This is a genomic window from Streptomyces sp. NPDC018693, assembly GCF_044391385.1.
GTDB lineage: Bacteria > Actinomycetota > Actinomycetes > Streptomycetales > Streptomycetaceae > Streptomyces.
In genome coordinates this window covers 490093-515218 of sequence record NZ_JBIRZZ010000003.1, presented here as the reverse complement: position 1 = coordinate 515218, position 25126 = coordinate 490093, and the positions used below count along the sequence as shown (strand labels likewise).

Annotated in this window: 20 protein-coding genes and 2 tRNA genes; 3 read left to right on the top strand and 19 right to left on the bottom strand. The window is 69.6% G+C overall.

Annotation, left to right across the window (positions count from 1 at the left end):
• Positions 1 to 252 precede the first annotated feature (252 nt).
• Together ACH5AC_RS10700 and ACH5AC_RS10695 are read right to left on the bottom strand one after the other, a co-directional pair.
• Positions 253 to 1035: a TIGR03936 family radical SAM-associated protein gene (locus ACH5AC_RS10700; RefSeq protein WP_398861359.1), complete on the bottom strand. Its 783-nt coding sequence runs from the start codon at positions 1033 to 1035 to the stop codon at positions 253 to 255.
• Positions 1036 to 1083: 48 nt separating this feature from the next.
• Positions 1084 to 2292, bottom strand: coding sequence for a hypothetical protein (locus ACH5AC_RS10695; RefSeq protein ID WP_398861358.1), 1209 nt, complete (start codon positions 2290 to 2292; stop codon positions 1084 to 1086).
• Between the two features lie 82 nt (positions 2293 to 2374).
• Here ACH5AC_RS10695 and ACH5AC_RS10690 point away from each other — a divergent pair, with 82 nt between their 5' ends.
• Positions 2375 to 2560 carry a hypothetical protein gene (locus tag ACH5AC_RS10690; RefSeq protein WP_398861357.1) on the top strand — a complete coding sequence of 62 codons (186 nt, stop codon included), beginning with the start codon at positions 2375 to 2377 and terminating at the stop codon, positions 2558 to 2560.
• Between the two features lie 68 nt (positions 2561 to 2628).
• Here ACH5AC_RS10690 and ACH5AC_RS10685 read toward each other — a convergent pair whose 3' ends face one another.
• The 11 genes from ACH5AC_RS10685 to ACH5AC_RS10635 all read right to left on the bottom strand — a co-directional run bounded on the left by ACH5AC_RS10685 (position 2629) and on the right by ACH5AC_RS10635 (position 18325).
• Positions 2629 to 4578, bottom strand: a complete 1950-nt coding sequence (locus ACH5AC_RS10685) for a TIGR03960 family B12-binding radical SAM protein (RefSeq protein WP_398861356.1) — start codon at positions 4576 to 4578, stop codon at positions 2629 to 2631.
• Positions 4579 to 4648: 70 nt separating this feature from the next.
• Positions 4649 to 6178: a CHAD domain-containing protein gene (locus ACH5AC_RS10680; RefSeq protein ID WP_398861355.1), complete on the bottom strand. Its 1530-nt coding sequence runs from the start codon at positions 6176 to 6178 to the stop codon at positions 4649 to 4651.
• Between the two features lie 93 nt (positions 6179 to 6271).
• Positions 6272 to 7471 carry a rod shape-determining protein RodA gene (gene rodA / locus ACH5AC_RS10675; RefSeq protein ID WP_398861354.1) on the bottom strand — a complete coding sequence of 400 codons (1200 nt, stop codon included), beginning with the start codon at positions 7469 to 7471 and terminating at the stop codon, positions 6272 to 6274.
• Positions 7468 to 9774 carry a penicillin-binding protein 2 gene (gene mrdA, locus ACH5AC_RS10670; protein WP_398861353.1) on the bottom strand — a complete coding sequence of 769 codons (2307 nt, stop codon included), beginning with the start codon at positions 9772 to 9774 and terminating at the stop codon, positions 7468 to 7470. Before mrdA ends, rodA begins: the two co-directional genes overlap by 4 nt.
• 185 nt (positions 9775 to 9959) lie before the next feature.
• Positions 9960 to 10634: a rod shape-determining protein MreD gene (mreD, locus tag ACH5AC_RS10665; protein ID WP_398861352.1), complete on the bottom strand. Its 675-nt coding sequence runs from the start codon at positions 10632 to 10634 to the stop codon at positions 9960 to 9962.
• Between the two features lie 13 nt (positions 10635 to 10647).
• Positions 10648 to 11592, bottom strand: coding sequence for a rod shape-determining protein MreC (gene mreC / locus ACH5AC_RS10660; protein ID WP_398861351.1), 945 nt, complete (start codon positions 11590 to 11592; stop codon positions 10648 to 10650).
• Positions 11593 to 11757: 165 nt separating this feature from the next.
• Positions 11758 to 12777, bottom strand: coding sequence for a rod shape-determining protein (locus ACH5AC_RS10655; RefSeq protein WP_110628156.1), 1020 nt, complete (start codon positions 12775 to 12777; stop codon positions 11758 to 11760).
• A gap of 337 nt (positions 12778 to 13114) precedes the next feature.
• A complete protein-coding gene (ndk, locus tag ACH5AC_RS10650; RefSeq protein ID WP_398861350.1) occupies positions 13115 to 13528 on the bottom strand; it encodes a nucleoside-diphosphate kinase in 414 nt (137 codons plus the stop codon).
• Positions 13529 to 13594: 66 nt separating this feature from the next.
• Positions 13595 to 13963 (bottom strand): DUF4233 domain-containing protein, encoded by a 369-nt coding sequence (locus ACH5AC_RS10645; protein WP_398861349.1) that lies wholly within the window; start codon positions 13961 to 13963, stop codon positions 13595 to 13597.
• Between the two features lie 12 nt (positions 13964 to 13975).
• Positions 13976 to 15517 (bottom strand): bifunctional folylpolyglutamate synthase/dihydrofolate synthase, encoded by a 1542-nt coding sequence (locus ACH5AC_RS10640; RefSeq protein WP_398861348.1) that lies wholly within the window; start codon positions 15515 to 15517, stop codon positions 13976 to 13978.
• Between the two features lie 183 nt (positions 15518 to 15700).
• Positions 15701 to 18325 carry a valine--tRNA ligase gene (locus ACH5AC_RS10635; RefSeq protein ID WP_398861347.1) on the bottom strand — a complete coding sequence of 875 codons (2625 nt, stop codon included), beginning with the start codon at positions 18323 to 18325 and terminating at the stop codon, positions 15701 to 15703.
• Between the two features lie 137 nt (positions 18326 to 18462).
• Here ACH5AC_RS10635 and ACH5AC_RS10630 point away from each other — a divergent pair, with 137 nt between their 5' ends.
• Complete coding sequence (locus tag ACH5AC_RS10630) at positions 18463 to 19416, top strand: hypothetical protein (RefSeq protein ID WP_398861346.1); 954 nt, start codon at positions 18463 to 18465, stop codon at positions 19414 to 19416.
• Positions 19417 to 19482: 66 nt separating this feature from the next.
• Here ACH5AC_RS10630 and clpX read toward each other — a convergent pair whose 3' ends face one another.
• From clpX to ACH5AC_RS10605, 5 genes are all read right to left on the bottom strand, one after another.
• Positions 19483 to 20769, bottom strand: coding sequence for an ATP-dependent Clp protease ATP-binding subunit ClpX (gene clpX / locus ACH5AC_RS10625; protein ID WP_398861345.1), 1287 nt, complete (start codon positions 20767 to 20769; stop codon positions 19483 to 19485).
• A 182-nt stretch (positions 20770 to 20951) separates the two neighbouring features.
• Positions 20952 to 21632, bottom strand: coding sequence for an ATP-dependent Clp protease proteolytic subunit (locus tag ACH5AC_RS10620; protein WP_398861344.1), 681 nt, complete (start codon positions 21630 to 21632; stop codon positions 20952 to 20954).
• 106 nt (positions 21633 to 21738) lie between these two features.
• Complete coding sequence (locus tag ACH5AC_RS10615; protein WP_398861636.1) at positions 21739 to 22353, bottom strand: ATP-dependent Clp protease proteolytic subunit; 615 nt, start codon at positions 22351 to 22353, stop codon at positions 21739 to 21741.
• 298 nt (positions 22354 to 22651) lie between these two features.
• A complete protein-coding gene (gene tig, locus ACH5AC_RS10610) occupies positions 22652 to 24052 on the bottom strand; it encodes a trigger factor (RefSeq protein ID WP_398861343.1) in 1401 nt (466 codons plus the stop codon).
• 329 nt (positions 24053 to 24381) lie between these two features.
• Positions 24382 to 24458: transfer RNA gene (locus ACH5AC_RS10605), tRNA-Pro, on the bottom strand.
• A gap of 165 nt (positions 24459 to 24623) precedes the next feature.
• Between ACH5AC_RS10605 and ACH5AC_RS10600 the strand changes: the two genes are divergently transcribed.
• Positions 24624 to 24694, top strand: a tRNA-Gly gene (locus tag ACH5AC_RS10600).
• A 112-nt stretch (positions 24695 to 24806) separates the two neighbouring features.
• On the opposite strand, the gene ACH5AC_RS10595 is transcribed toward ACH5AC_RS10600, so the two are convergent.
• Positions 24807 to 25001, bottom strand: coding sequence for a hypothetical protein (locus ACH5AC_RS10595; RefSeq protein WP_398861342.1), 195 nt, complete (start codon positions 24999 to 25001; stop codon positions 24807 to 24809).
• Positions 25002 to 25126: the final 125 nt, after the last annotated feature.

Below are 25126 nucleotides of genomic sequence, written 5' to 3'. Positions count from 1 at the left end.
GGGCGCCGCGCCTGGTCCGGCGACGATCATGGGGATCGTCCGCCGTTGACGTCCGCGGCTCGCGCGGTGCGCGGGTGCCGCCGTCCGGGGCGCGGGCGCCGCACGGGAGCTCTCTGTGTCCTGTCTCGCCGGTTCCGTACGCCATGTTGCGTACGGCCTGGCGAAAGTCTTCTGGTCGGTGCGCTGCCCGACCCAGGTGGCTCCCGAGTACGAGGGCGGCGCTACGACGTCCGTCCCTGAGCGGAACCTTCCCTACGCCGGCGCTGTCGCGGCGGCAGCGGAACCGGCCGTGGATAGGGCCGTCGCGGCCTCGCGGTCTGGCGCGAGCGGGTCGGTCACCGCGCCGGTCTCTTCATCGAGCAGCCCCTGCGCCAGCCTGGTCACCGCTGCGGGGACCGGCGGCGCCAGGTCGGCCACGGCGCGGAGACCGGACAGGACGTCGTCGGGTCGTACGGCAGGCGTCACGTGCCGAACAACCAGCCGCAGTATCGCACAGGGCTGGTCGCTGGGCCTATCAGCCTGCGAACTGTGTGTTTCCGTTGTTTCCCGTGTTTCAAGACTGACGACGGCGGCGCGAGTGTCGAAAGTGCGGACGCCGTTCTTGGTGCGGCGCTGCACCTCGACGGCGCCGGCCGCGTCGAACGCGGCCACCGCGCGGTCGGCCTCGGCCGGGTCGACCTCGTCCAGCCGCAGCTCCCACACCGAAGCCGTCAGCCGGTCGGCGAGCCCGGAGGTCCGAGCCTCGACCGCCTCGACGACGTCCAGCCCGGGGGGCAGCGACTCGTCGAGGAGGACGCGCAGCGTCTCCGGATCGCGCGCCTCGGTGAGCGCGATCTCCAGGTACTCCGCCTCACTGCCCGTGCCGGTGGGTGCGGCATTGGCGTACGACACCTTCGGGTGCGGTGTGAACCCCGCCGAGTACGCCATCGGCACCTCGGCACGGCGCAGCGCACGCTCGAAGGCGCGCTGGAAGTCACGGTGGCTGGTGAACCGGAGGCGGCCGCGCTTGGTGTAGCGCAGTCGGATGCGCTGCACCGCGGGTGCGGGCGGCGGGCCTTCGGGCTGTCGCTTGCCCAGTGTCGTTCAGTCCTTCGTGAGAGCGGTCGTACTTCTACCAAGAGTACGTGTCCCGGACGGCTGAGGTTCCCGCCCGCGCACCGCCTCCCTCTCCCGGGGCGTCCCGAACAGGGCCCGGCGTACGTCGGCACGGGCCTGCCGTACGGTCTCGCGGGCGGCGGCGAGGGCCTGGCGGCCGGCCCGGCCCACCCCACGCGCCGCCTCGGCGACGGGCCGCAGGACGGCGTCCCGCAGGACGTGTCCCACGGGGGTGAGCACCGTCCGGTACACCCACCGCACCGGCTCGACGAACATCCACCGCAGGAGCGTCCCCAGGAACCGCCCCACGGCCAGCGAGACATACCCCGCCACCCGCCAGGCGTGCCCGAGCGCCTCCCCCACCTCCCGAGCGAGCACGCCCAGGAACCGCCCGACGGGCACCAGTACCCACCGCCACAGCGCCAGCGCGGGCACCACGAACAGCACCCGCCCCACCCAGTACAGCGCCACCCCGACCCCGGTGACGAGCACCCGCAGCAGCCACGCGCCGCCCCGCCCGACGGGCGTCAGCACGCGCGCGTACAACCAGCGCGCGGGCACGACGACGAGACACCGCACCACCCACACCACGGGCACGACGACCAGATACCGCACCACCCACACCACGGGCACGACGACCAGATACCGCACCACCCACACCACGGGCACGACGACCGCATACCGCAGCAGCCAGGCCACCCCGACGTACGCCCAGACGGCGATGGCCCACAGCCCGGCCCCGATCCCCGCCAGCAGCCACATCAGCCCATGCCCGACCGGCGTCAGCACGCGCGCGTACGCCCACGCCAGCCCGGCCCCGATCCCCCATGCGAGCCACCCGAGACCGTGCCCGACGGGCGTCAGCACATACCGGTACAGCCACACCGCCGGCACCACCACCAGCAGCCGCCCCAGCCACCCGAACCCCCGGCCGACGGGCACCACCACATATCGCCACAGCGCGACGAACGGCCACACCAACAGCGCCTTCGCCAGCCACCCGAGCGCCCGCCCCACCGGCCGGAACACCGTCCGCCCGAGGAACCTCCAGGCGACGACGAGGGCGTCCCACGCCATGCGCACCGGCAGCACCACCACCAGCGCGACGATCCGCACCGGCATCCGGATCGCGACGACGAGACACCCCTCGGGCGGCTCCTGCCGCACCGGCGGCTTGCGCAGATCAACACGGTCCATACCGACGTAGACGCGTCGGCCGCCCGCACGGATGCGAAACCAGCCGCCGCGACACCAGATCGGCGGCCCTGCGCTCTGGGACATGGCCGGAGACGGCGACTACCAAGTGATCGGCGGGAAGGGCGACGTGATCGCCACGGTGGTCTGCGTCCCGCAGCGGGGAAACCTGTGGGTCACGGTGAGCGCGTACTCGAACGATTCCGGGCTTGCCGAACGCACCAGGAACGACATCCGTTCACACATCGTCAGCGCGGTCCGATTCGACTGAGACCGCGTGGGAGACAGCCTGGGCCCTCCCCGGCGTGGTCACACCGGGGAGGGCCCAACCTCCCTGCGTCAGCCGGTCGCAGCCGGCTTCTTGACCGTGAGCGGCAGCAACTTCTTGCCCGTCGGGCCGACCTGGATGTGCGTGTCCATGGCCGGGCAGACACCGCAGTCGAAGCACGGTGTCCAGCGGCAGTCCTCGACCTCGGTCTCGTCGAGGGCGTCCTGCCAGTCCTCCCAGAGCCAGTCCTTGTCGAGGCCGGAGTCCAGGTGGTCCCAGGGCAGGACCTCCTCGTAGGTGCGCTCGCGGGTGGTGTACCAGTCGACGTCCACGCCGAAGTCCGCGAGGGCCTTGTCCGCGCACTCCATCCAGCGGTCGTACGAGAAGTGCTCACGCCAGCCGTCGAAGCGGCCGCCGTCCTCGTACACCGCGCGGATGACCGCGCCGATGCGGCGGTCGCCGCGGGAGAGCAGGCCCTCGACGATGCCGGGCTTGCCGTCGTGGTAGCGGAAGCCGATCGAGCGGCCGTACTTCTTGTCGCCGCGGATCTTGTCGCGCAGCTTCTCCAGGCGCGCGTCGGTCTCCTCGGCGGAGAGCTGCGGCGCCCACTGGAAGGGCGTGTGCGGCTTGGGGACGAAGCCGCCGATCGAGACGGTGCAGCGGATGTCGTTGGACCGCGACACCTCGCGGCCCTTCTGGATGACGCGGGTCGCCATGTCGGCGATCTGCAGGACGTCCTCGTCGGTCTCCGTCGGCAGACCGCACATGAAGTACAGCTTCACCTGCCGCCAGCCGTTGCCGTAGGCGGTGGCGACCGTCCGGATCAGGTCCTCTTCCGAGACCATCTTGTTGATGACCTTGCGCATGCGCTCCGAGCCGCCCTCCGGAGCGAAGGTCAGGCCGGACCTGCGGCCGTTGCGCGTGAGCTCGTTCGCCAGGTCGACGTTGAAGGCGTCCACGCGGGTGGACGGGAGGGAGAGGCCGATCTTGTCTTCCTCGTAGCGGTCGGCGAGGCCCTTGGCGATGTCGCCGATCTCGCTGTGGTCCGCCGAGGAGAGGGACAGCAGGCCGACCTCCTCGAAGCCGGTCGCCTTCAGGCCCTTCTCGACCATCTCGCCGATGCCGGTGATCGAGCGTTCGCGCACCGGGCGGGTGATCATGCCGGCCTGGCAGAAGCGGCAGCCGCGCGTGCAGCCGCGGAAGATCTCCACCGACATGCGCTCGTGGACGGTCTCGGCGAGCGGGACCAGCGGCTGCTTGGGGTACGGCCACTCGTCCAGGTCCATGACGGTGTGCTTCGACACGCGCCAGGGGACACCCGACTTGTTGGGGACCACGCGCGCGATACGGCCGTCGGGGAGGTACTCGACGTCGTAGAAGGCGGGGATGTAGACCGCGCCGGTCTTCGCGAGGCGGAAGAGGACCTCCTCGCGGCCGCCGGGGCGGCCCTCCGCCTTCCACTCACGGATGATCTTCGTCATGTCGAGGACGGCCTGCTCGCCGTCGCCGATCACGGCCGCGTCGATGAAGTCGGCGATCGGCTCGGGGTTGAAGGCCGCGTGGCCGCCGGCCAGCACGATCGGGTCGTCGATCGTGCGGTCCTTGGACTCCAGCGGGATGCCGGCGAGGTCCAGGGCCGTGAGCATGTTGGTGTAGCCCAGCTCGGTGGAGAAGCTGAGGCCGAACACGTCGAACGCCTTGACCGGCCGGTGGCTGTCCACGGTGAACTGCGGGACCCCGTGCTCCCGCATCAGCGCCTCCAGGTCCGGCCACACGCTGTAGGTGCGCTCGGCGAGGACGCCCTCCTGCTCGTTCAGGACCTCGTAGAGGATCATGACGCCCTGGTTGGGCAGTCCTACCTCGTAGGCGTCGGGGTACATGAGCGCCCAGCGGACGTCACAGGCGTCCCACGGCTTGACCGTGGAGTTGAGCTCTCCGCCGACGTACTGGATCGGCTTCTGCACATGGGGAAGCAGAGCTTCGAGCTGCGGGAAGACAGACTCGGCGGCATCGGCAGGCATGTCGCGAACCTTCGTGAGCTGACAGGGGTGACCATCAAGCCTAACCCGGCCGGAGCGCCTTCCCCCACGCTCAGAAAGCCGTCCCCGCCTTCACCGCCTCCCACAGCACGGGCAGCTCCGCCTCGTCCGCCGCCGCGCGCTGCTCCTCCCTGCCGTACAGCACCCCGTACGTGAACGTGCTCTCCCCGGCCGCGTGTGCCTGGGCGGCGATCTCACGCAGCGCCGTGCGGGTCATCACGCTGTCCTGGTGGTCGCCGAGCAGGTTCTGCAGGGCCTTCGCCGCCTTGACCAGGTCGGTGGCCGGTTCACCGAGGACGGGTTCGGCGGCCTCGGCCGCGTACCGGGTGCGCTTGGCCTTCTTGCGGGCCTCGTGCAGTGCGAGGTCCCGGTCGTGGCCGGGGGGCCGGCCGAGGGCCTCCTCGATCAGCCCGGACAGGGTCCCGAAGTCCTTGCCGACCGCTCTGCCGATCACCTTGGCCGGTTCACCGGCGGCGGCCTTCAGCAGCGGCGGGTCGGCGATCAGCGCGTCCAGGGTGCCGAGCAGCGTCAGGTAGCGCTTGCCGTCCAGTACGGCGATCAGGCGCCGGCGTGAGCCGCCGCGGCGGGCGTGGGTCCAGGTGCGCAGCCGGCTGCGGACCGGGCCGTTGACCAGCGGGCGGGGCAGGTCGTCCAGGGCCTGGGTGATGCGCTCGGTGAGCACCTCCTGGTCCCGGTCCACGCCCAGTTCGCCGGCCAGCCACTTCAGCTCCTCGCCGATGGGGTCGGTGACGGTCCGGTCGAGGATCCTGGCGTAGCTGCGGAAGGCGCTGCGCAGCCGGCGGGTGGCGACCCGCATGCGGTGCACGGAGTCGTGGACGTCGCGGCGTACGGCCGGGTCGAGTTCGACGATGGCGTCCCGCTGGGCGCGCAGGTAGGCGAGGAGGTGGTCACCGGCGGTGAGGGGAGCGGCCGCGGCCTCGTTCGGCGCCTTGCCGCGCTTCTTCCCCTTCTTGCCGGTCCGCTTCGGTGCCGTCTCCGCCAGCGCCCTGGCCAGTTTCGAGGCCGATGTCGAGGGCCGTACGCCCGCCTTGCGCAGCCGCTTCTCCACCTTGTCGAGGAAGACCGGGTCGCCGTCGTCGGCCAGCTCGACCTCGATCTCGGTCCACTGCGCCGCGCCTCCCGCGCCGTTCATCCGCTCGGCGTGCACGGCGTCCACGCTGACCTCGGCGAGCAGTCGTCCTTCCGCGTCGACGAGTTCGCGTACATCGCGTGCCGAGCGCAGCCGGACCACCGGCACCAGTTCGGTGTCCCGGACCCGGGAGCGCAGCAGCCCGGCGAGGCCGCGCGGGAGGGTGTCGGAGAGTGGGGCGCGGATCTCGTCGCGCACGCCCGGTGCCACTGGGAACTTCAGGTGCCAGCCCGCGTCGGAGCCTCCGGTGCGGCGGCGCAGGGTGATGGAGGCGGCGGCGAGCCGTTCGTCCGGGGTGTCGTAGTAGGTGGCGTCGAGTTCGGCGACGCCCTTGTCGAGGACGTCCGCGACCCCGGCGACGCCGGTGAGGTCGGGAAGCCCGCTGTCGTCGGATTCGTACTTGCGCTCGATCTCGCGTTTCGTCTCCGCCATGACCCGACTGTAGTTGCGGCCGGGCCATGGCGGCAGGGCCTACCAGGGACGAAGCGTGAGTAAACGTGAAGTGGGCGGAAAGTGACGCATGGTTCAGGCCGACATCGGGCGCTGCACTCTGATCGACTGCAACAGGCCCACCGCCACCCACACGGCGAACATCGACGAACCGCCGTACGACACGAACGGCAGCGGCAGACCGGTGACCGGCATGATGCCGAGGGTCATGCCGATGTTCTCGAAGGACTGGAAGGCGAACCAGGCGACGATCCCGGCGGCGACGATCGTGCCGTACAGCTCGGTTGTCTCCCGGGCGATACGGCAGGCGCGCCACAGGACGACGCCGAGCAGCAGGATGATGAGGCCCGCGCCGAGGAAGCCCAGCTCCTCGCCCGCAACGGTGAAGACGAAGTCGGTCTGCTGCTCCGGCACGAACTGGCCGGTGGTCTGCGAACCGTGGAAGAGCCCGGCGCCGGTCAGCCCGCCCGAACCGATGGCGATCCGGGCCTGGTTGGTGTTGTAGCCGACGCCCGCCGGGTCCAGCTCGGGGTTGGCGAAGGCGGCGAAGCGGGCGATCTGGTAGTCGTCAAGGACGCCCAGCTGCCAGACCGCGAGGGCGCCGATGCCGCCGGCTCCGAGCAGCCCGAACACCCAGCGGTTGGAGGCGCCGGAGGCGAGCAGCACGCCGAGCACGATCATCACCATGACCATGACCGAGCCGAGGTCGGGCATCAGCATGACGATGAGCATGGGGACCGTGGCCAGCCCGAGGGCCTGCAGCACGGTGCGGTGGTCGGGGTACATCTTGTCGCCGGCGTCGACCCGTGCCGCCAGCAGCATCGCCATTCCGAGGATGATCGTGATCTTCACGAACTCGGACGGCTGGAGGGAGAAGCCGCCGCCGAGGACGATCCAGGAGTGGGCGCCGTTGACGGTGGAGCCGAGCGGGGTGAGCACCAGCAGGATGCCGAAGACGGACAGGCCGTAGAGAATCGGCACGGCGTTGCGCAGGGTGCGGTGGCCGAGCCAGATGGTGCCGACCATCAGGGCGAAGCCGATGCCGGTGTTCATCAGGTGCCGGACGAGGAAGTAGTACGGGTCGCCCTGGTTGATCTCGGTACGGTTGCGGGTCGCCGAGAACACCAGCAGGGAGCCGATCAGGGACAGGGCGAGGGCCGACAGCAGTATCGGCCAGTCCAGCCGGCGGGCCAGCGAGTCTCGGGCGAAGATCCGCGTCCAGCCGGCCCGCTCGGGCCCGTACCCGGAGACGGAGAAGCTGTTGGCACCGGTCATGTGAGCGTCCTCCGGCTTCCCCGCGCCCTTGCTCTTGCCCTCGTCCTCGCCGTCGTCCGTGTCCTGCCGCAACCCGTCGCCCGTCGGCGTCGCCGGGTGTCACGGTTGCCGCCGGTGTTCTGTCCCGTCGTGGCGCCCTGCTGCGTACCGTCCGGCTCGGGTTCGCCCTTCTGGTACAGCTCCTGTTCCTTCGCCGGGTCCTTGGAGACCTTGGGCGCGGTGATGGTGCCGTCCGTCTTGATCTTCGGCAGGGTCTTCTGCGGGGTGGGCAGCAGCGCCTTGCTCTTGTCGATCGAGCCGTCGTCGGCGACGCCGTACAGCGCGTCGTATATGTTGCGCACGGCCGGGCCGGAGGCTCCGGAGCCGGTGCCGCCCTGGGAGATCGTCATGACGATGGCGTAGTCGTCGGTGTAGGTGGCGAACCAGGACGTGGTCTGCTTGCCGTAGACCTCCGCGGTGCCGGTCTTGGCGTGCATCGGGATCTTGTCGTGCGGCCAGCCGGCCTGGATGAACCGCCAGGCGGCGGTACCGCGGGTGGCGACGCCCTCCAGCGCGTCGTCCATCTTGGTCAGCGTCTGCTTGCTTATGGGCAGCTTGCCGTGGGACTTGGGCGCGATCTCGGTGACCGTCCTGCCGTCGGGGCTGACGACGGCCTTGCCGACCGTCGGGTCGTACAGCGTGCCGCCGTTGGAGATGGCCGCGTAGATGGTGGCCATCTGGATGGGTGTGACGAGGGTGTCGCCCTGGCCGATGGAGTAGTTGATCTCGTCACCGGCGCGCATCTTGTTGCCTTCCAGGCAGTTCTCGTACGCGATCTGCTCGACGTAGCTGCCGCCCTTCTTGCCCTGCTTGCACCAGGCGGCCTTGTTGGCCTCCCAGTACTTCTGCTTCCACTCGCGGTCGGGGACGCGGCCGGAGACCTCGTTGGGCAGGTCGATGCCGGTGGGGGCGCCGAGGCCGAACTGGTGGGCGGCCTTGTAGAAGTAGTCGTTGGGGTTCTTCTTCGGGTTGATCCCGCCGTCCTTCTGCCACTGGGCGTGCGCCAGCCGGTAGTAGACGGTGTCGCAGGAGACCTCCAGGGCACGGCCGAGGTCGATCGCGCCGTGGTTCTGCTGCTCGAAGTTCTTGAAGACCTGGCCGCCGACCGAGTAGGAGCTGGAGCACTCGTAGCGGCCGTCGAAGTCGTAACCGGCCGCTACGGCGGCGGACGTGGAGACCACCTTGAAGATCGAGCCGGGGGCGGCCTGACCCTGGATGGCCCGGTTCAGCAGCGGGTAGTTGGAATCCTTGCCGGTGAGCTTCCTGTAGTCCTTCGCGGAGATGCCGCCGACCCAGGCGTTCGGGTCGTAGGTCGGGTTGGACGCCATGGCGACGATGCGTCCGGTCTTGGCCTCCATCACGACGACGGCGCCCGAGTCCGCCTTGTAGTTCTCGTTGGTGTTGCGGTCGTGTACCTTGCGGGCCTCCTTCATCGCCTCGTTCAGCTCGTACTCCGCGACGCGCTGCACGCGGGCGTCGATGCTGGTGATGAGGTTGGAGCCGGGCTCGGCGGGGGTGGCCTCGGCCTGGCCGATGACCCGGCCGAGGTTGTCGACCTCGTAGCGGGTGACGCCGGCCTTGCCGCGCAGCTCCTTGTCGTACTGCCGCTCCAGGCCGGAGCGGCCGACCTGGTCGGAGCGGAGGTACGGCGAGTCGGTGTCCTTGGCCTGCTGGATCTCCTCGTCGGTGACCGGCGAGAGGTAGCCGAGGACCTGGGCGGTGTTGGCCTTGCCCGGGGCCGCGTAGCGCCGCACCGCCTGAGGTTCGGCGGTGATGCCGGGGAAGTCCTCGGCGCGCTCGCGGATCTGCAGGGCCTGCTTGGGGGTGGCCTCGTCCGTGATGGGGATCGGCTGGTAAGGCGAGCCGTTCCAGCAGGGCTGGGGGGTCTCGCTGTCGCAGAGGCGGACCTTCTGCATGACCTCGGTGGGTTCCATGCCGAGGACACCGGCGAGCTTCGTCAGGACCGCCTTGCCGTCGTCCTTCTGCTTGAGGAGGTCGGTGCGGGAGGCGGAGACGACGAGCCGTGTCTCGTTGTCCGCGAGGGGCACGCCGCGGGCGTCCAGGATGGAGCCGCGCACGGCGGGCTGGACGACCTGCTGGACGTGGTTGCCGGACGCCTCCTTGGCGTACTCGTCGCCCTCCCGGATCTGGAGGTACCACAGGCGGCCGCCGAGGGTGCCCAGGAGGGAGAGGACGAGGATCTGGATGACGACGAGGCGGATCTGGACGCGTGGGGTCCGGCCGGTCTCGGGAATGTTGGTCACTGCGGTTGCCTCCCCCTCTCAGCGTGTGGACGGCTGCTGCGTGTACGACTGGGTGAACGGATGTGCGACACCAGGCGCCTGCGACGGATGTGCGACACCAGGTGCCTGCGTACGGATGATGAACGAGGGGCAGGCAGGGCCGCGTTCCGCGCCGGTGTCCCCCGTCCGAGTGAACTCGCCCCTGTTCACAGCCGCTTGACCCCCTTGATGCGCCCGGCCCGGGCACCGCGCGCACGGGCGGCCTTCATGCGCAGCCCGCCGCCCCGCTGACCGCCGATCTTCAGCCCGGTGCCCGAGGCGAGCCAGCCGGAGGAGATGTCGGCCGCCTTGGACGCGGAGTTCGCCTCGGCCAGCGGGTCGCTGTCCGCCCGCCGGGCCAGGGCCATCACCCCGGGGACGACGAAGGGCGCCAGCAGCAGGTCGTACAGGGCGGCGCTGAACAGCAGCCCGCCGAGGCCGACATGGCGGGCGGCGGTGTCACCGACGAGGGCGCCGACCCCCGCGTACAGCAGGGTGGAGCCGAGCGCGGCGCCGACGACCACCAGCATCGGCCCCGTCGCGGACTTGAGTTGGCCGTTCTCCGGCTTGATGAGCCCGGCCAGATAACCGATGACGCACAGCACCAGCGCGTAGCGGCCGGCCGCGTGGTCCGCGGGCGGGGCGAGGTCGGCGAGCAGTCCGGCGCCGAAGCCGACGAGGGAGCCGCCGACATGGCCGTAGACCATGGCGAGGCCGAGGACGGTGAGCAGCAGCAGGTCGGGGACCGCACCGGGCAGGTGCAGGCGGGCGAGGACGCTCACCTGGATCACCAGGGCGACGACGACGAGCGCCGTGGAGAGCAGGATCCGGTTGACACGCATGGGAAGTCAGCTCCTACTGCTGCTCTTGCTGCTGGTCGTCGGGCAGCGTGGCGCCCGGGGTGACCGTGACGGTGACCGTCGGAGTCGGGACCGGCTTGGGCTTGGCGGGGAGCACGGTGTCGCGTGGGTCCTTCTGCGGGGCCTGGACGACCACGCCGACGATGTCGAGCTTGGTGAAGCTGACGTACGGGGTGACGTAGAGGGTGCGGGTGAGGCCGCCGCCGGAGGGGTCGACGCGGGAGACGACGCCGACGGGGACACCGGGCACGAAGGGCTTGTCGGACTGGGAACCGAAGGTGACGAGCCGGTCGCCCTTCTTCACCTCGGCCTTGCCGTTGAGGAGTTCGACGCGCAGCGGCCGGTCGCCCTGGCCGGAGGCGAAGCCGAGCTCGTCACTGGCCTCCATCCGGGTGCCGACGGTGAAGTCGGGGTCGCTGGCCAGCAGCACGGTCGAGGTGCGCGGGCCGACGGTGGTGACACGCCCGACGAGACCGTCGCCGTTGAGGACGGTCATGTCCCGCTGGATGCCGTCGTCGGCGCCGACGTCGATGGTGATCGTCCAGGAGAAGCCCTGGGTCGCGCCGATGGCGATGACCTCGGCGCCCTTGATGCCGTACTGCCCCGCGCCGGCGATCTTCAGCATCTTGTCGAGCTGGGCCAGCCGGCTGCGGTTGCGGTCGTCGCTGCCGAGCTTCGCCTTGAGGGCGGCGTTCTCCTTCTCCAGCTCGGCGAGCCGGTCATGGCGCTCGCCGGAGTCACGGACGGCGGAGACGGCATCGCCGACCGGGTCGACCGCGGAGGACACCCCCTCCTCGATGGGGCCGAAGACGGTGGCCGCGGCATGCCGGGCACCGTCGACCGGTGAGTCCTCCCCGCCGCGGATGTCCACCGTGATCAGCGCGAACGCGACGGCGACCAGCAGCACCAACAGCAGCCGGCTCTCTCGTGTGTCCCTCACGTGCGGCGGCCGTGCCCTTCCCTCTAGGAGTCGCTATAGGAGTCGCTCACAGGACTCATAGGAGTCGCTCGCAGGACTCGCTCGGTCTGTCGAGCCTATGCCTCAATATCAACGATCCGCCGCACGAGAGGAGATCGTCTCGTACGGCGGAATCGAAGCGTTACGTCATCTGCGCGGCGCGGCGTCCAGCACCTGCTGGAGCGCCTCGAACTCCTCGACGCACTTGCCGGAGCCGAGCGCCACGCTGTCCAGCGGATCCTCGGCGATGTGGATCGGCATCCCGGTCTCGCGCCGCAGCCGCTCGTCCAGGCCGCGCAGCAGCGCTCCGCCGCCGGTCAGAACGATTCCGCGGTCCATGATGTCGCCGGACAGCTCCGGCGGACACTTGTCGAGGGTGGTCTTCACGGCGTCCACGATGGCGTTGACGGGCTCCTCGATGGCCTTGCGCACCTCCGCGGCGGAGATGACGACCGTCTTGGGCAGCCCGGAGACGAGGTCCCGGCCGCGGATTTCGGTGTGCTCGTCGGTGTCGAGGTCGTACGCCGAGCCGATGGTGATCTTGATCTGTTCGGCCGTCCGCTCACCCAGAAGGAGGGAGTACTCCTTCTTGATGTGCTGGATGATCGCGTTGTCCAGCTCGTCGCCCGCGACGCGGATGGACTGGGCGGTGACGATGCCGCCGAGCGAGATGACCGCGACCTCCGTGGTGCCGCCGCCGATGTCCACCACCATGTTGCCCGTGGCCTCGTGGACCGGCAGGCCGGAGCCGATGGCCGCGGCCATGGGCTCCTCGATGATGTGCACCTGACGGGCACCGGCCTGGGTCGACGCCTCGATGACGGCGCGGCGCTCGACGCCGGTGATACCGGAGGGCACACACACGACGACGCGGGGCCGGGCGAGATACCGCCGCTTGTGGATCTTCAGGATGAAGTAGCGGAGCATCCGCTCGGTGATCTCGAAGTCGGCGATCACGCCGTCCTTCAGCGGCCGCACGGCGACGATGTTGCCGGGGGTGCGCCCGATCATCTTCTTCGCTTCGGCGCCGACCGCGAGGATGCCACCGGTGTTGGTGTTGATCGCTACGACGGACGGCTCGTTGAGTACGATCCCGCGACCCCTGACGTACACCAGCGTGTTGGCGGTCCCGAGGTCGACAGCCATGTCACGGCCGATGAACGACATTGAGTTCCCCATCAGGATTCTTCTGGCCTTCCCACGAGCTTTTGAGGGCTTTTCAGGTAGGCGAGGTGGGTGCTGTGACGTGAAGGCTTCCATCGTAGACGCGCCTTCGCGAACACCGCGTGAGGGTCTTCGCCATTGTCAGCAGATGATGTGTGGCTTCGCTTCCGGAGACGAGCGTTCGGGGGCACGCGTTCCCTCGATCGCCGTCGGTATGTCCGTATCCCCCGCCGTCCGTGTGCAAAAGGCCCGGGCCGACCACTGCCAGGGGTCCGGTCGACCACTGCCAGGGGTCCGGGGGACCGCGCCCCCGGACCGCACCTTCCCGATGGCGCGGGTGCTACGCCCGGCCGGGGAAGAAGATCTTCACCTCGCGCTCGGCGGACTCCTCCGAGTCCGAGGCGTGGATCAGGTTCTCGCGGACGATCACGCCGTAGTCCCCGCGGATGGAGCCCGGCGCGGCGGCGATGGGATCGGTGGGGCCGGCCAGCTGGCGGACACCGTCGATGACCCGCTCACCCTCGACGATCATCGCGACCACCGGGCCGGACGACATGAAGGCCACCAGCGGCTCGTAGAAAGGCTTGCCCTTGTGCTCGCCGTAGTGCTGCTCCAGGGTGTCCTGGTCCAGGCTGCGCAGCTCCAGCGCGGTGATCTGCCAGCCGGCCTTGCGCTCGATACGGCTGATGATCTCGCCGGTCAGGCCGCGACGGACGGCGTCCGGCTTGAGGAGGACGAGGGTGCGCTGGGTCACGGGAGGACTCCTTTTTCCTGCCAGGTGTGCGGTGGGACGAGGTTACAGGGCGTGTCGGGGCGCCTGTTACGCAGCGTCAGGTGCGGAGGCACCGGACTGCGCCTCGGCCTGCGCGGCGAATCTCGCCTTCGCCTCGTCGATCTTCCGGCCGTAGTGCACCGACGCCCACCACAGCGCCCCGAAGACCGCCCCCAGGAAGAACATCATCGGCACGAAGACCCCCGAGGCGACGAGGGCGATCTGCAGGGCCCAGCCCAGGGCCACTCCCCCGGGCCGTGTGACCACCCCGCACAGCACCAGGGACAGGAACATCGCGACCCCGCACACCGTCCACACCGTGCTCATGGACAGGTCGTCGTCCTTCATCGCGACCAGACCGGCGAACCCGATGACGAAGAACTCGCCGATCAGCGTCGAGGAACAGAGCGTACGCATGCTTCTTCGACCTCAGCCCTTCCCCAGCAGCAGCCGGGCCTCGCCCACGGTGATGACGGAACCGGTGACGAGCACGCCACCGCCGGCGAACTCGCCCTCCTCCTCGGCGAGCGTGATCGCCGCCTCCAGCGCGTCCGGCAGCCGCGGCTCCACCTGCACCCGCTCCTCGCCGAACACCTCGACGGCGATCGCGGCCAGCTCGTCGGCGTCCATCGCGCGATGGCTGGAGTTCTGGGTGACCACGACCTCCGCGAAGATCGGCTCGAACGCCTCCAGCAGGCCCCGCACGTTCTTGTCGCCGCTCGCACCGACCACACCGATCAGCCGGCTGAAGTCGAACGCCTCACCGATCGCCTCGGCGGTCACCCGGGCGCCCGCCGGATTGTGGGCGGCGTCCAGCACGACGGTCGGCGACTTCCGTACGACCTCCAGACGGCCCGGCGAGGACACCGACGCGAACGCCCTGCGCACGGTGTCGATGTCCAGCGGCTCGGCGCGCTGCGCGCCCACCCCGAAGAACGCCTCCACGGCGGCGAGCGCCACGGCCGCGTTGTGCGCCTGATGGGCGCCGTGCAGCGGGAGGTACACCTCGGTGTACTCGCCGCCGAGTCCGCGCAGGGTGACCAGCTGGCCGCCGACGGCGACCTGCCGGGCCACGACCCCGAACTCCAGGCCCTCCCGGGCCACCGTGGCGTCCACCTCGACGGCCTTCTTCAGCAGCACCTGCGCGGCGTCGACGGGCTGCTGGGCCAGGATGACCGTCGCGTCCTGCTTGACGATTCCCGCCTTCTCCGCGGCGATCTCGGCGGGCGTCTCGCCGAGCCGGTCGGTGTGGTCGAGGTCGATGGGCGTGACGACGGCGACATCGGCGTCGATGACGTTCGTGGCGTCCCAGGAGCCGCCCATGCCGACCTCGACGACGGCCACGTCGATCGGGGCGTCGGCGAAGGCGGCGTACGCCATGCCGGTGAGGACCTCGAAGAAGGACAGCCGGTAGTCCTGCTGGGCGTCGACCATCTCGATGTACGGCTTGATGTCCTCGTACGTCTCGATGAAGCGCTCGGCGGAGATCGGGGCGCCGTCCAGGCTGATGCGCTCGGTGACGGACTGCACGTGCGGGGAGGTGTACCGGCCGGTGCGCAGCTCGAAGGCGCCGAGGAGGGCCTCGATCATGCGGGCGGTGGACGTCTTGCCGTTGGTGCCCGTGATGTGGATCGACGGGTACGACCGCTGCGGCTCGCCCAGGACGTCCATCAGCGCGGAGATCCTGCTGACCGACGGCTCCAGCTTGGTCTCGCCCCAGCGGGTGGCCAGCTCCGCCTCGACGTCGCGCAGGGCCTTGTCGACCTCGGGGTCCTCCGGGCGGGCGGGGACGTCGGCGGTCGGCGGGCCGCCCTGGGTGCGCAGGGTGCGGCTGCCGGCCTCGATGACGGCGAGGTCGGGGTCGCGGTCGGTCTCGTTCGCGATGATCTCGTCGAAGGAGTCGAGGGGGTCGGGCTGGTCGGCGTGGGTGGGGTCGCTCACGGGGTTCAGTCTACGGAGCGGGTGTGACATCCCGTGCGGCGCCTTGCGGGCGGGGCGGGCAACAAGGGTCTCGCCCCCGCCGCCCCAACGCCGGACGGGCTGAAATACAGCGGACCGGCGTTTCGAGCGCCACTTTTTCCCAAGTGGAAACGGGTGGTGGGTGGGCATGGGCCCGGGGGTCCAGGGGGGCGGGAGCCCCCCTGGGACAGCGGGTCACGCCGGGGGCAGCTTGTCCAGCTGAGCCTGGATGCGGGCGATGTCCTCGTCCGCCTTGGCCAGGCGCGTACGGATCTTGTCGACCACGTGGTCCGGGGCCTTGGCGAGGAACGCCTCGTTGCCGAGCTTGGCCTGGGCCTGCTGACGCTCCTTCTCCGCCGCCGCGAGGTCCTTCGCGAGCCGCTTGCGCTCCGCCGCCACATCGATCGTGCCGGAGAGGTCGAGGGCGACCTGCGCGCCCGCGACGGGCAGGGTGGCCGTGGCCGTGAAGGAGTCGCCCTCCGGCTGGAGGCGGAGCAGCTGGCGGATGGCGGCCTCGTGGGGCGCCAGCGCCGTGCCGTCGAGGGTCAGGCGGGCGGGGACCCGCTGGCCGGGCTGGAGGCCCTGGTCGGCGCGGAAGCGGCGGACCTCGGTGATCACCGACTGGAGGCTCTCGATCTCCCGCTCGGCGTCCGCGTCACGGAACCCGCTGTCTTCCGGCCACTCGGCGATGACGACCGACTCGCCGCCGGTCAGCGTGGTCCACAGCGTCTCCGTGACGAAGGGGACCACCGGGTGCAGCAGCTTGAGGGTGACGTCGAGGACCTCGCCCAGGACGCGCTTGCTGACCTCGGCCGCCTCGCCGCCCGCCTGGAAGACGGTCTTGGACAGCTCGACGTACCAGTCGAAGACCTCGTCCCACGCGAAGTGGAACAGCGTGTCGGAGAGCTTGGCGAACTGGAAGTCGTCGTAGTACGCGTCGACCTCGGCGACGACGGAGTTCAGCCGGGACAGGATCCAGCGGTCCGTCGCCGACATCCGCGAGGCGTCGGGGAGTTCGCCCTCGACGGTCGCGCCGTTCATCAGGGCGAAGCGCGTCGCGTTCCAGATCTTGTTGGCGAAGTTGCGGGAGCCCTGGACCCAGTCCTCGCCGATCGGGACGTCGACACCGGGGTTGGCGCCGCGCGCGAGGGTGAAGCGGAGGGCGTCGGAGCCGTACTTGTCCATCCAGTCCAGCGGGTTGACCGCGTTGCCGAAGGACTTCGACATCTTCTTGCCGAACTGGTCGCGGACCATGCCGTGCAGGGCGATGGTGTGGAACGGCGGGGTGCCGTCCATCGCGTACAGGCCGAACATCATCATCCGGGCGACCCAGAAGAAGAGGATGTCGTAGCCGGTGACCAGGACGGAGTTCGGGTAGAACTTCGCGAGCGACTCGGTCTGCTCGGGCCAGCCGAGGGTGGAGAAGGGCCACAGGCCGGAGGAGAACCAGGTGTCGAGGACGTCGGTGTCCTGGCGCCAGCCCTCACCGCTCGGCGGCTCCTCGTCCGGGCCCACGCAGACGACTTCGCCCTCCGGGCCGTACCAGACCGGGATGCGGTGGCCCCACCACAACTGCCGTGAGATGCACCAGTCGTGGAGGTTGTCGACCCAGTCGAAGTACCGCTTCTCCATCTCCTGTGGATGGATCTTGACGCGGCCGTCCCGGACGGCGTCGCCGGCCGCCTTCGCCAGCGGGCCGACCTTGACCCACCACTGCATGGACAGGCGCGGCTCGATGATGGTCTTGCAGCGCGAGCAGTGGCCGACGGAGTGGACGTAGGGCCGCTTCTCGGCGACGATCCGGCCCTCGGCGCGCAGCGCGGCGACGATCGCCGAGCGGGCCTCCAGCCGGTCCAGGCCCTGGAAGGGGCCGTGGGCGGTGATGACCGCGTGCTCGTCCATGATCGTGAGGGACGGCAGGTTGTGGCGCTGGCCGATCTCGAAGTCGTTCGGGTCGTGGGCCGGGGTGACCTTGACGGCGCCGGTGCCGAACTCGGGGTCGACGTGCTCGTCGGCGACGACCGGGATGGAGCGCTCGGTCAGCGGGAGCCGGATGAGCTTGCCGACCAGGTGCTTGTAGCGCTCGTCGTCGGGGTGGACGGCGACGGCGGTGTCACCGAGCATCGTCTCGGCGCGGGTGGTGGCGACGACGATGGTGTCGTCGCCCTCGCCGTACGTCATGGAGACCAGCTCGCCGTCGACGTCCTGGTACTCGACCTCGATGTCCGAGATCGCCGTCAGACAGCGCGGGCACCAGTTGATGATGCGCTCGGCGCGGTAGATCAGCTCGTCGTCGTAGAGCCGCTTGAAGATGGTCTGGACGGCCTGCGACAGCCCCTCGTCCATGGTGAAGCGCTCACGGGACCAGGCGACGCCGTCGCCGAGGCGGCGCATCTGCCCGCTGATCTGCCCGCCGGACTCGCCCTTCCACTGCCAGACGCGCTCGACGAACGCCTCACGGCCCAGGTCGTGCCGGGACTTGCCTTCCTTGCCCAGCTCACGCTCGACGACGTTCTGCGTGGCGATGCCTGCGTGGTCCATGCCGGGCTGCCACAGCGTCTCGTAGCCCTGCATGCGCTTGCGGCGGGTGAGGGCGTCGATGAGGGTGTGCTCGAAGGCGTGCCCCAGGTGCAGGCTGCCCGTGACGTTCGGTGGCGGGATGACGATGGTGTACGGCGGCTTGTCGCTCTTCTCGTCCGCCTCGAAGTAACCCCGCTCCACCCAGCGCTCGTACAGCGGCCCCTCTACATCGGCCGGCGCGTACTGGGTCGGCAGTTCTGTGGTGGGCGCTGGTGGCTGCTGCTGAGCGTTCTCGGTCACGGGGTCAGTTTAGGGGTGTCACGGCACCGTCCCGAAACGCGTTTGTTCTGTAACGGTGGGGACCCCGCTGCCATGAGCACGCCGTGCCTGGGCCAGGATGTCAGGACCACATAAGGCATCTGGAGGGGAACCCAGTAATGAGTCACAACCAGCCGGGCCCGTACGGCGGGCAGCCCCAGCAGCCCGGGCCGTACGGACAGCCGGGCCCCTACGGCCAGCAGCAGCCGCAGGCCCCCCAGCCCGGCTACGGCTACCCCCAACAGCCGCAGGCCCCGCAGCCGGGCTACGGCTACCCGCAGCAGGGCGCGCCGCAGCAGCCGTACGGCCAGCAGCCGGGCACCCCGCCCATGGGCCAGCCCGCCTACGGCCAGCAGCCGTACCCGGTCGCCCCGCCGCCGGCCTCGGGCGGCGGCAAGAAGAAGGCCGCGATCATCATCAGCGCGGTCGCGGTCGTCGCCGCGATCGCAGTGGGCGCGACCCTGCTGCTCGGCGGCGGCAGCAGCTCGGACATCGCGGACGACGGCCCGCACAAGCTGACGACGCCGGACACGGTCCTCACCGACTACAAGAAGGACGCCGGCGAAAGCGACGGCCCGATGTCGGAGGACGACATCAAGGACGCCGAGAAGTGGGGCGTGAAGAACCCCACCGACGTCAGCGCGGGCTACGTCTCGGGCAACGAGCAGAACCCGCTGGCGCGGAAGATGCTCCAGTTCGGTGGCGTGTACGGCGAGATCGAGGACCCCGAGGCGGTCGTCGACGCCTTCCTGGCCCACATGAAGAAGTCGGCCACCGAGGAGAACTCGGAAGACGACGACATGAAGGTCACCATGGTCGGTGAGCCCAAGTCGTACGACAACGCCGAGGGCGCCGTCCTGAAGTGCCAGGAGGCCAAGATGGAGCCCACCGAGGCTTCCACCGAGGGCCCGCAGTCGATGAGCATCACCTTCTGCGCCTGGGGCGACTACAGCACCCTCGGCCTCGTGATGCCCATGGACCTCGCGGACATCGCCTCGGAGAAGAAGTCCGACCAGGCGGCCGCGGCGGAACTCACCGCCAAGTTCCGCAAGGAAGTCCGCGTCAAGGCGTGACCGACAACGCCAAGGGGCCCCCGCCGAATCGGCCGGGGCCCCTTCGCATGGGCTGCGTCGCGGTGGTTACGCCGTCTTCTGCTCTCCCCCGCCCCGGCCGCGGGCGTCGCGGGGGATCAGGGTCGGGTTGACGTTGGAGAGGACTACGTCGGCGGTGATGACGACGCGGGCGACGTCCTTGCGGGACGGGACCTCGTACATGACCGCCTGGAGGACCTCCTCCATGATGGCGCGCAGGCCGCGGGCGCCGGTCTGGCGGAGGATGGCCTGGTCGGCGATGGCCTCCAGGGCCTCGCGTTCGAAGTCCAGCTCCACGCCGTCGAGTTCGAAGAGGCGCTGGTACTGCTTGACGAGGGCGTTGCGCGGCTCGACCAGGATCTGCAGCAGGGCCTTGCGGTCGAGGTTGTGCACCGAGGTGATCACGGGGAGGCGGCCGATGAACTCGGGGATCATGCCGAACTTGACCAGGTCCTCCGGCATGACCTCCTCGAACTGGTCCTTGGCCTCCAGCTCCCGCTTGGAGCGGATGGTGGCGCCGAAGCCGATGCCCTTGGCGCCGGCCCGGGTCTCGATGATCTTCTCCAGGCCCGCGAAGGCGCCGCCCACGATGAACAGCACGTTCGTCGTGTCGATCTGGATGAACTCCTGGTGCGGGTGCTTGCGGCCGCCCTGGGGCGGGACCGAGGCCGTCGTGCCTTCCAGGATCTTGAGCAGGGCCTGCTGGACGCCCTCGCCGGAGACGTCGCGCGTGATCGACGGGTTTTCGCTCTTCCGGGCGACCTTGTCGATCTCGTCGATGTAGATGATGCCGGTCTCGGCCTTCTTGACGTCGTAGTCCGCGGCCTGGATCAGCTTCAGCAGGATGTTCTCGACGTCCTCGCCGACGTAGCCCGCCTCGGTGAGCGCCGTCGCGTCGGCGATCGCGAAGGGCACATTGAGCATGCGCGCCAGGGTCTGGGCGAGGAGGGTCTTGCCGGAGCCGGTCGGGCCGAGCAGAAGGATGTTGGACTTCGCCAACTCGATCGCGTCGTCACGCCCGTTGGCGCCGCCGTTCTCGCCGGCCTGGACGCGCTTGTAGTGGTTGTACACCGCGACCGACAGGGCCTTCTTGGCGGCCTCCTGGCCGACCACATAGCCCTCGAGGAACTCGTAGATCTCGCGCGGCTTCGGGAGTTCCTCCCAGCGGACCTCGCTGGTCTCCGCGAGCTCTTCCTCGATGATCTCGTTGCAGAGATCGATGCACTCGTCGCAGATGTACACACCGGGCCCTGCGATGAGCTTCTTGACCTGCTTCTGGCTCTTGCCGCAGAACGAGCACTTGAGCAGATCGCCGCCGTCACCGATGCGTGCCACGGTGTGCTTCCCCTTCGCCTGGGAGACGCCTGGACGTCTTTCGAAGTCCAGCGGCTCCTGGTGCTGCCTTATGTCGACGGTACCTTGCCGGGCCCCCCGTTCGGGCCCCCCTTGGCACGGTTCACTTTGACGTGGACCGTGTCAAACCGTGCCAAGGGGCGGCAGACGCTTCGGCCCGCGCGTCAACGGATGGACGCGTTGTTCATCTTCCGGGTGGAGATGATCTGGTCGATCAGCCCGTACGACAGGGCGTCCTCGGCCGTGAGGATTTTGTCGCGCTCGATGTCCTCGCGGATCTTCTCGATCGGCGTGGTGGAGTGCTTGGCCAGCATCTCCTCCAGCTGCGAGCGCATCCGCAGGATCTCGTTGGCGGCGATCTCCAGGTCGGAGACCTGGCCGCGGCCGGTCTCGCTGTAGGGCTGGTGGATCAGCACGCGCGCGTTCGGCAGCGCCATGCGCTTGCCCGGCGTGCCGGCGGCGAGCAGGACGGCGGCGGCGGAGGCCGCCTGGCCCATGCAGACCGTCTGGATGTCGGGCTTCACGAACTGCATCGTGTCGTAGATCGCCGTCAGCGCCGTGAAGGAACCGCCGGGGCTGTTGATGTAGACCGAGATGTCCCGGTCGGGGTCCATCGACTCCAGGCACAGCAGCTGCGCCATGACGTCGTTGGCGGAGGCGTCGTCGATCTGGACGCCGAGGAAGATCACGCGCTCCTCGAAGAGCTTCGCGTACGGGTCGTACTCGCGGATGCCCTGGGAGGTGCGCTCCACGAAGCGCGGGATGACGTAGCGGGACTCGGCCGTCGGGCCGGTGTACTCGGCGCGCGTACGGTCGTAGAGGCCGCTGCCGGGGAAGTCGTTCACGGTGTCTCCTGAGAGGGGCTGGGGCGGTGGCTGGGGGCTGGTGGGGCTTGGACGGCCGGACAGGGCCGGAGGGGCCACAGCGGGCCGTGAGGGGCCGCTACGGGCCTCAGGAGCCCGCCGCCCCGGTGCCGCCGCCGCCCGGCATGCCGACGGCCGTGGGGATGACGTCGTCGATGAGGCCGTACTCCTTGGCCTCGAAGGCGTCGAACCAGCGGTCGCGGTCCGAGTCGCGGGTGATCTGCTCGACCGACTGACCGGTGTGCTGCGAGGTCAGCTCGGCCATGCGCTTCTTGGTGTGCAGCAGCCGCTCGGCGTGGATCTTGATGTCGGAGGCCGAGCCGGCGAGGCCGGCGGAGGGCTGGTGGATCAGGATCTCGGCGTTCGGCAGCGCGAAGCGCTTGCCCGGGGTGCCCGCGCTGAGCAGGAACTGACCCATCGAGGCGGCGAGGCCCATGGCGATGGTCACCACGTCGTTCTTGATGAACTGCATGGTGTCGTAGATCGCCATGCCCGCCGTGATCGAACCGCCGGGGCTGTTGATGTAGAGGTAGATGTCCTTGTCCGGGTCGGCGGCAAGGAGCAGCAGCTGCGCGGTGATCCTGTTGGCGATGTCGTCGTCGACCGGCTGGCCGAGGAAGATGATCCGCTCGTTGAGCAGTCGGCTGTAGACCTGGTCGCCGAGGCCACCACCGATGGAAGGCTCGCCGGCGGCGGAGGGCATCAGATTCGTCACGTATCCACCTGCTCGTCTTACGACGGCGCCGGGCCGTCTCGCATTGTTCTGCCTTTCATGGACCCTAACGCGCGGGTCCCTTCGGGGAGTCCCGGAGAGTTCGGTGTTCGCCGGGGGCGTAGCGCCGTTCGGGGTTCTGTTCACGGGCGGGTGCGGGCAGTCCGTGGCTGGTCGCGCACCGCGGCGGAGCCGCCATGGACACAGCCCCGCGCCCCTCAGGTAAGCAAGCGGGCCCTGGGTCACAAGTACCCAGGGCCCGTCTGCAGACCTATCGCTGCGCTACGACTCAGGCGTCGGCCTGCTTGTCGGCCTCGGCCTCGACCTCGACGCCCTCGGCGGCCTCGACCGTCTCGGTGGCGGCCTCGACCTCTTCCTCGTCGTCCAGGTCGATGATCTCGCCGTTGGTGTCCTTCACCGTGGCGGACTCGACGACCAGGGCCAGGGCCTTGCCGCGGGCGACCTCGCCGACCAGCAGCGGAACCTGGCCGCCCTCGACGACGGCCTGGGCGAACTGGTCGGGCGACATGCCGGAGGAGGCGGCACGGCGCATGAGGTGCTCGGTGAGCTCCTCCTGGTTGACGTTGAGCTTCTCGCGCTTGACGAGCTCGTCCAGGACGAACTGGGTCTTGATGCCCTTGACCGCGGCCTCGCGGGTCTCGGTCTCGAACTCCTCGGCGGTCTTGCCCTGGAGCTCCAGGTACTTGTCGAGGGTCAGGCCCATCTGGCCGAGCTGGTGGTGCTCGAGGTTGTGCTTACGGGTGTTGACCTCGTCCTCGAGCAGCTTCTCGGGGACGGGGACCTCGACCAGCTCGAGCAGCTTCTCCAGGACGCGCTCCTGGGCCTGCGTGGCCTGGTCGAACTGCTTCATGTTCTCCAGGCGCTTGCGGCTGTCGGCCTTGAGCTCGTCCAGGGTGTCGAACTCGGAGGCCAGCTGGGCGAACTCGTCGTCCAGCTCGGGCAGCTCACGCTTGGCGACCTGGCTGACCTTGACGGAGACCTCAGCCTCCTTGCCTGCCGCCGAGCCGCCCTTGAGCTCGGAGGTGAAGGTGGCCTCGCCACCGGCCTCCAGGCCCTTCACGGCGTCGTCGATGCCGTCCAGCAGCTCGCCGGAGCCGATGGTGTAGGAGACGCCCTTGGCGACGCCGTCCTCCAGGACCTCGCCGTCGACCTTGGCCTCCAGGTCCACGGTGACGACGTCGCCGTCCTCGGCGGCGCGCTCGACCGGGGAGGTGGAGGCGAAGCGCTCACGGAGCTGCTCGACCGACTTCTCGATGTCCTCGTCGGTGACCTCGACGGCGTCGACCTCGACCTCGATGGAGGAGAAGTCCTCCGGGAGCTCCAGGGCGGGGCGGACGTCGACCTCGGCGGTGAAGTTCAGCGTCTCGCCGTCCTTCAGCTCGGTGATGTCGACCTCGGGCTGGCCGAGGACGCTCAGCTCGGCCTCGTTGACCGCCTCCGTGTAGAACTTCGGGAGCGCGTCGTTGACGGCCTCCTCCAGCACGGCGCCACGGCCGAACCGCTGGTCGATCACCCGGGCCGGGATCTTGCCCTTGCGGAAGCCCTTCACCGTGACCTGCTGGTTGATCTTCTTGTACGCCGCGTCGAGGCTGTCCTTGAGCTCCTCGAAGGGCACCTCGACAGTGAGCCGAACCCGGGTCGGGTTCAGGGTCTCCACGGCGCTCTTCACGGTTCGGTCTCCTTGTGGCTGACTTCTTGGGTTTCGCCGGAGCCAGACAGGTCCGGCGGATCGTCGCCCGGAGGAGTTCGTAGGCCGAGTAGGCCGGACACACGGGCGCGCAGCTTGCATAGTAACCGCAGGCGCCGAACGGCCCAAAAGACGATCTCCACGGCGATGCGCGCCGGGACCGCGCGGGCGGCCGGGCGGAGATCGGCAGGTGACCGGGCCGATGATCCGACTGATGGCCGAGCGGGAGACCGGCCCGCGTACCCGCGCGGCGCGGCCGGGCGGGTGAACACCGGGGGCCGGGCAAAGGCCCTGGCCGTTGGTCGGGCAGATGGTCGGGGTGGCGGGATTTGAACCCACGGCCTTCCGCTCCCAAAGCGGACGCGCTACCAAGCTGCGCCACACCCCGTCTGGTGCGAGACGTAGGGTACATGGCCGCGGGCGCGTCGACCGCCGCATTTCACGAGCGTGGTGGTGCGGTGCCGGCGGGGCGGGAAACGGGTGTGCGGCGAGGGGCGCCGACCCGCTACGATGCCTGCAGTGCCGCGGTCGGCTGACCTGCGGCGCGTTGTGTGCGGGCGTAGCTCAATGGTAGAGCCCCAGTCTTCCAAACTGGCTACGCGGGTTCGATTCCCGTCGCCCGCTCCGCTCCGAGGCCCCGGCGTTCGGCGCCGGGGCTTCGTCGTGTGCCAAGGCCGTTCCTCGGTAGCGGGCCCTCGGCAGCAGTTCCTCCGACGCGGGACCTCGGGCGCGGATCTCAGAAGCTGATCGAGTTGATCGTTTCCGCGAGCGAGTTCATGAACCGGTTGATGGTCGGCGCCATGCCCGTCGATGCGAGGAAGAAGCCGAAGAGCGCGGCCACGATCGCGGGGCCCGCCTTGATCGAGCCGCCGCGCACCATCACGATCAGGATGATCCCCAGCAGCAGCACGACTGACAGTGAAATGGCCACAACAGATCACACCCTAGGTCGTCCGCTCTCCCGGCCCGGGGACGCGACCCACTCGCACCCCCGCCAGAGACCATCGTGCCACCAACCGGGCCCCGTCATGCGGCCCGTGACGCATCGTCCCTCGC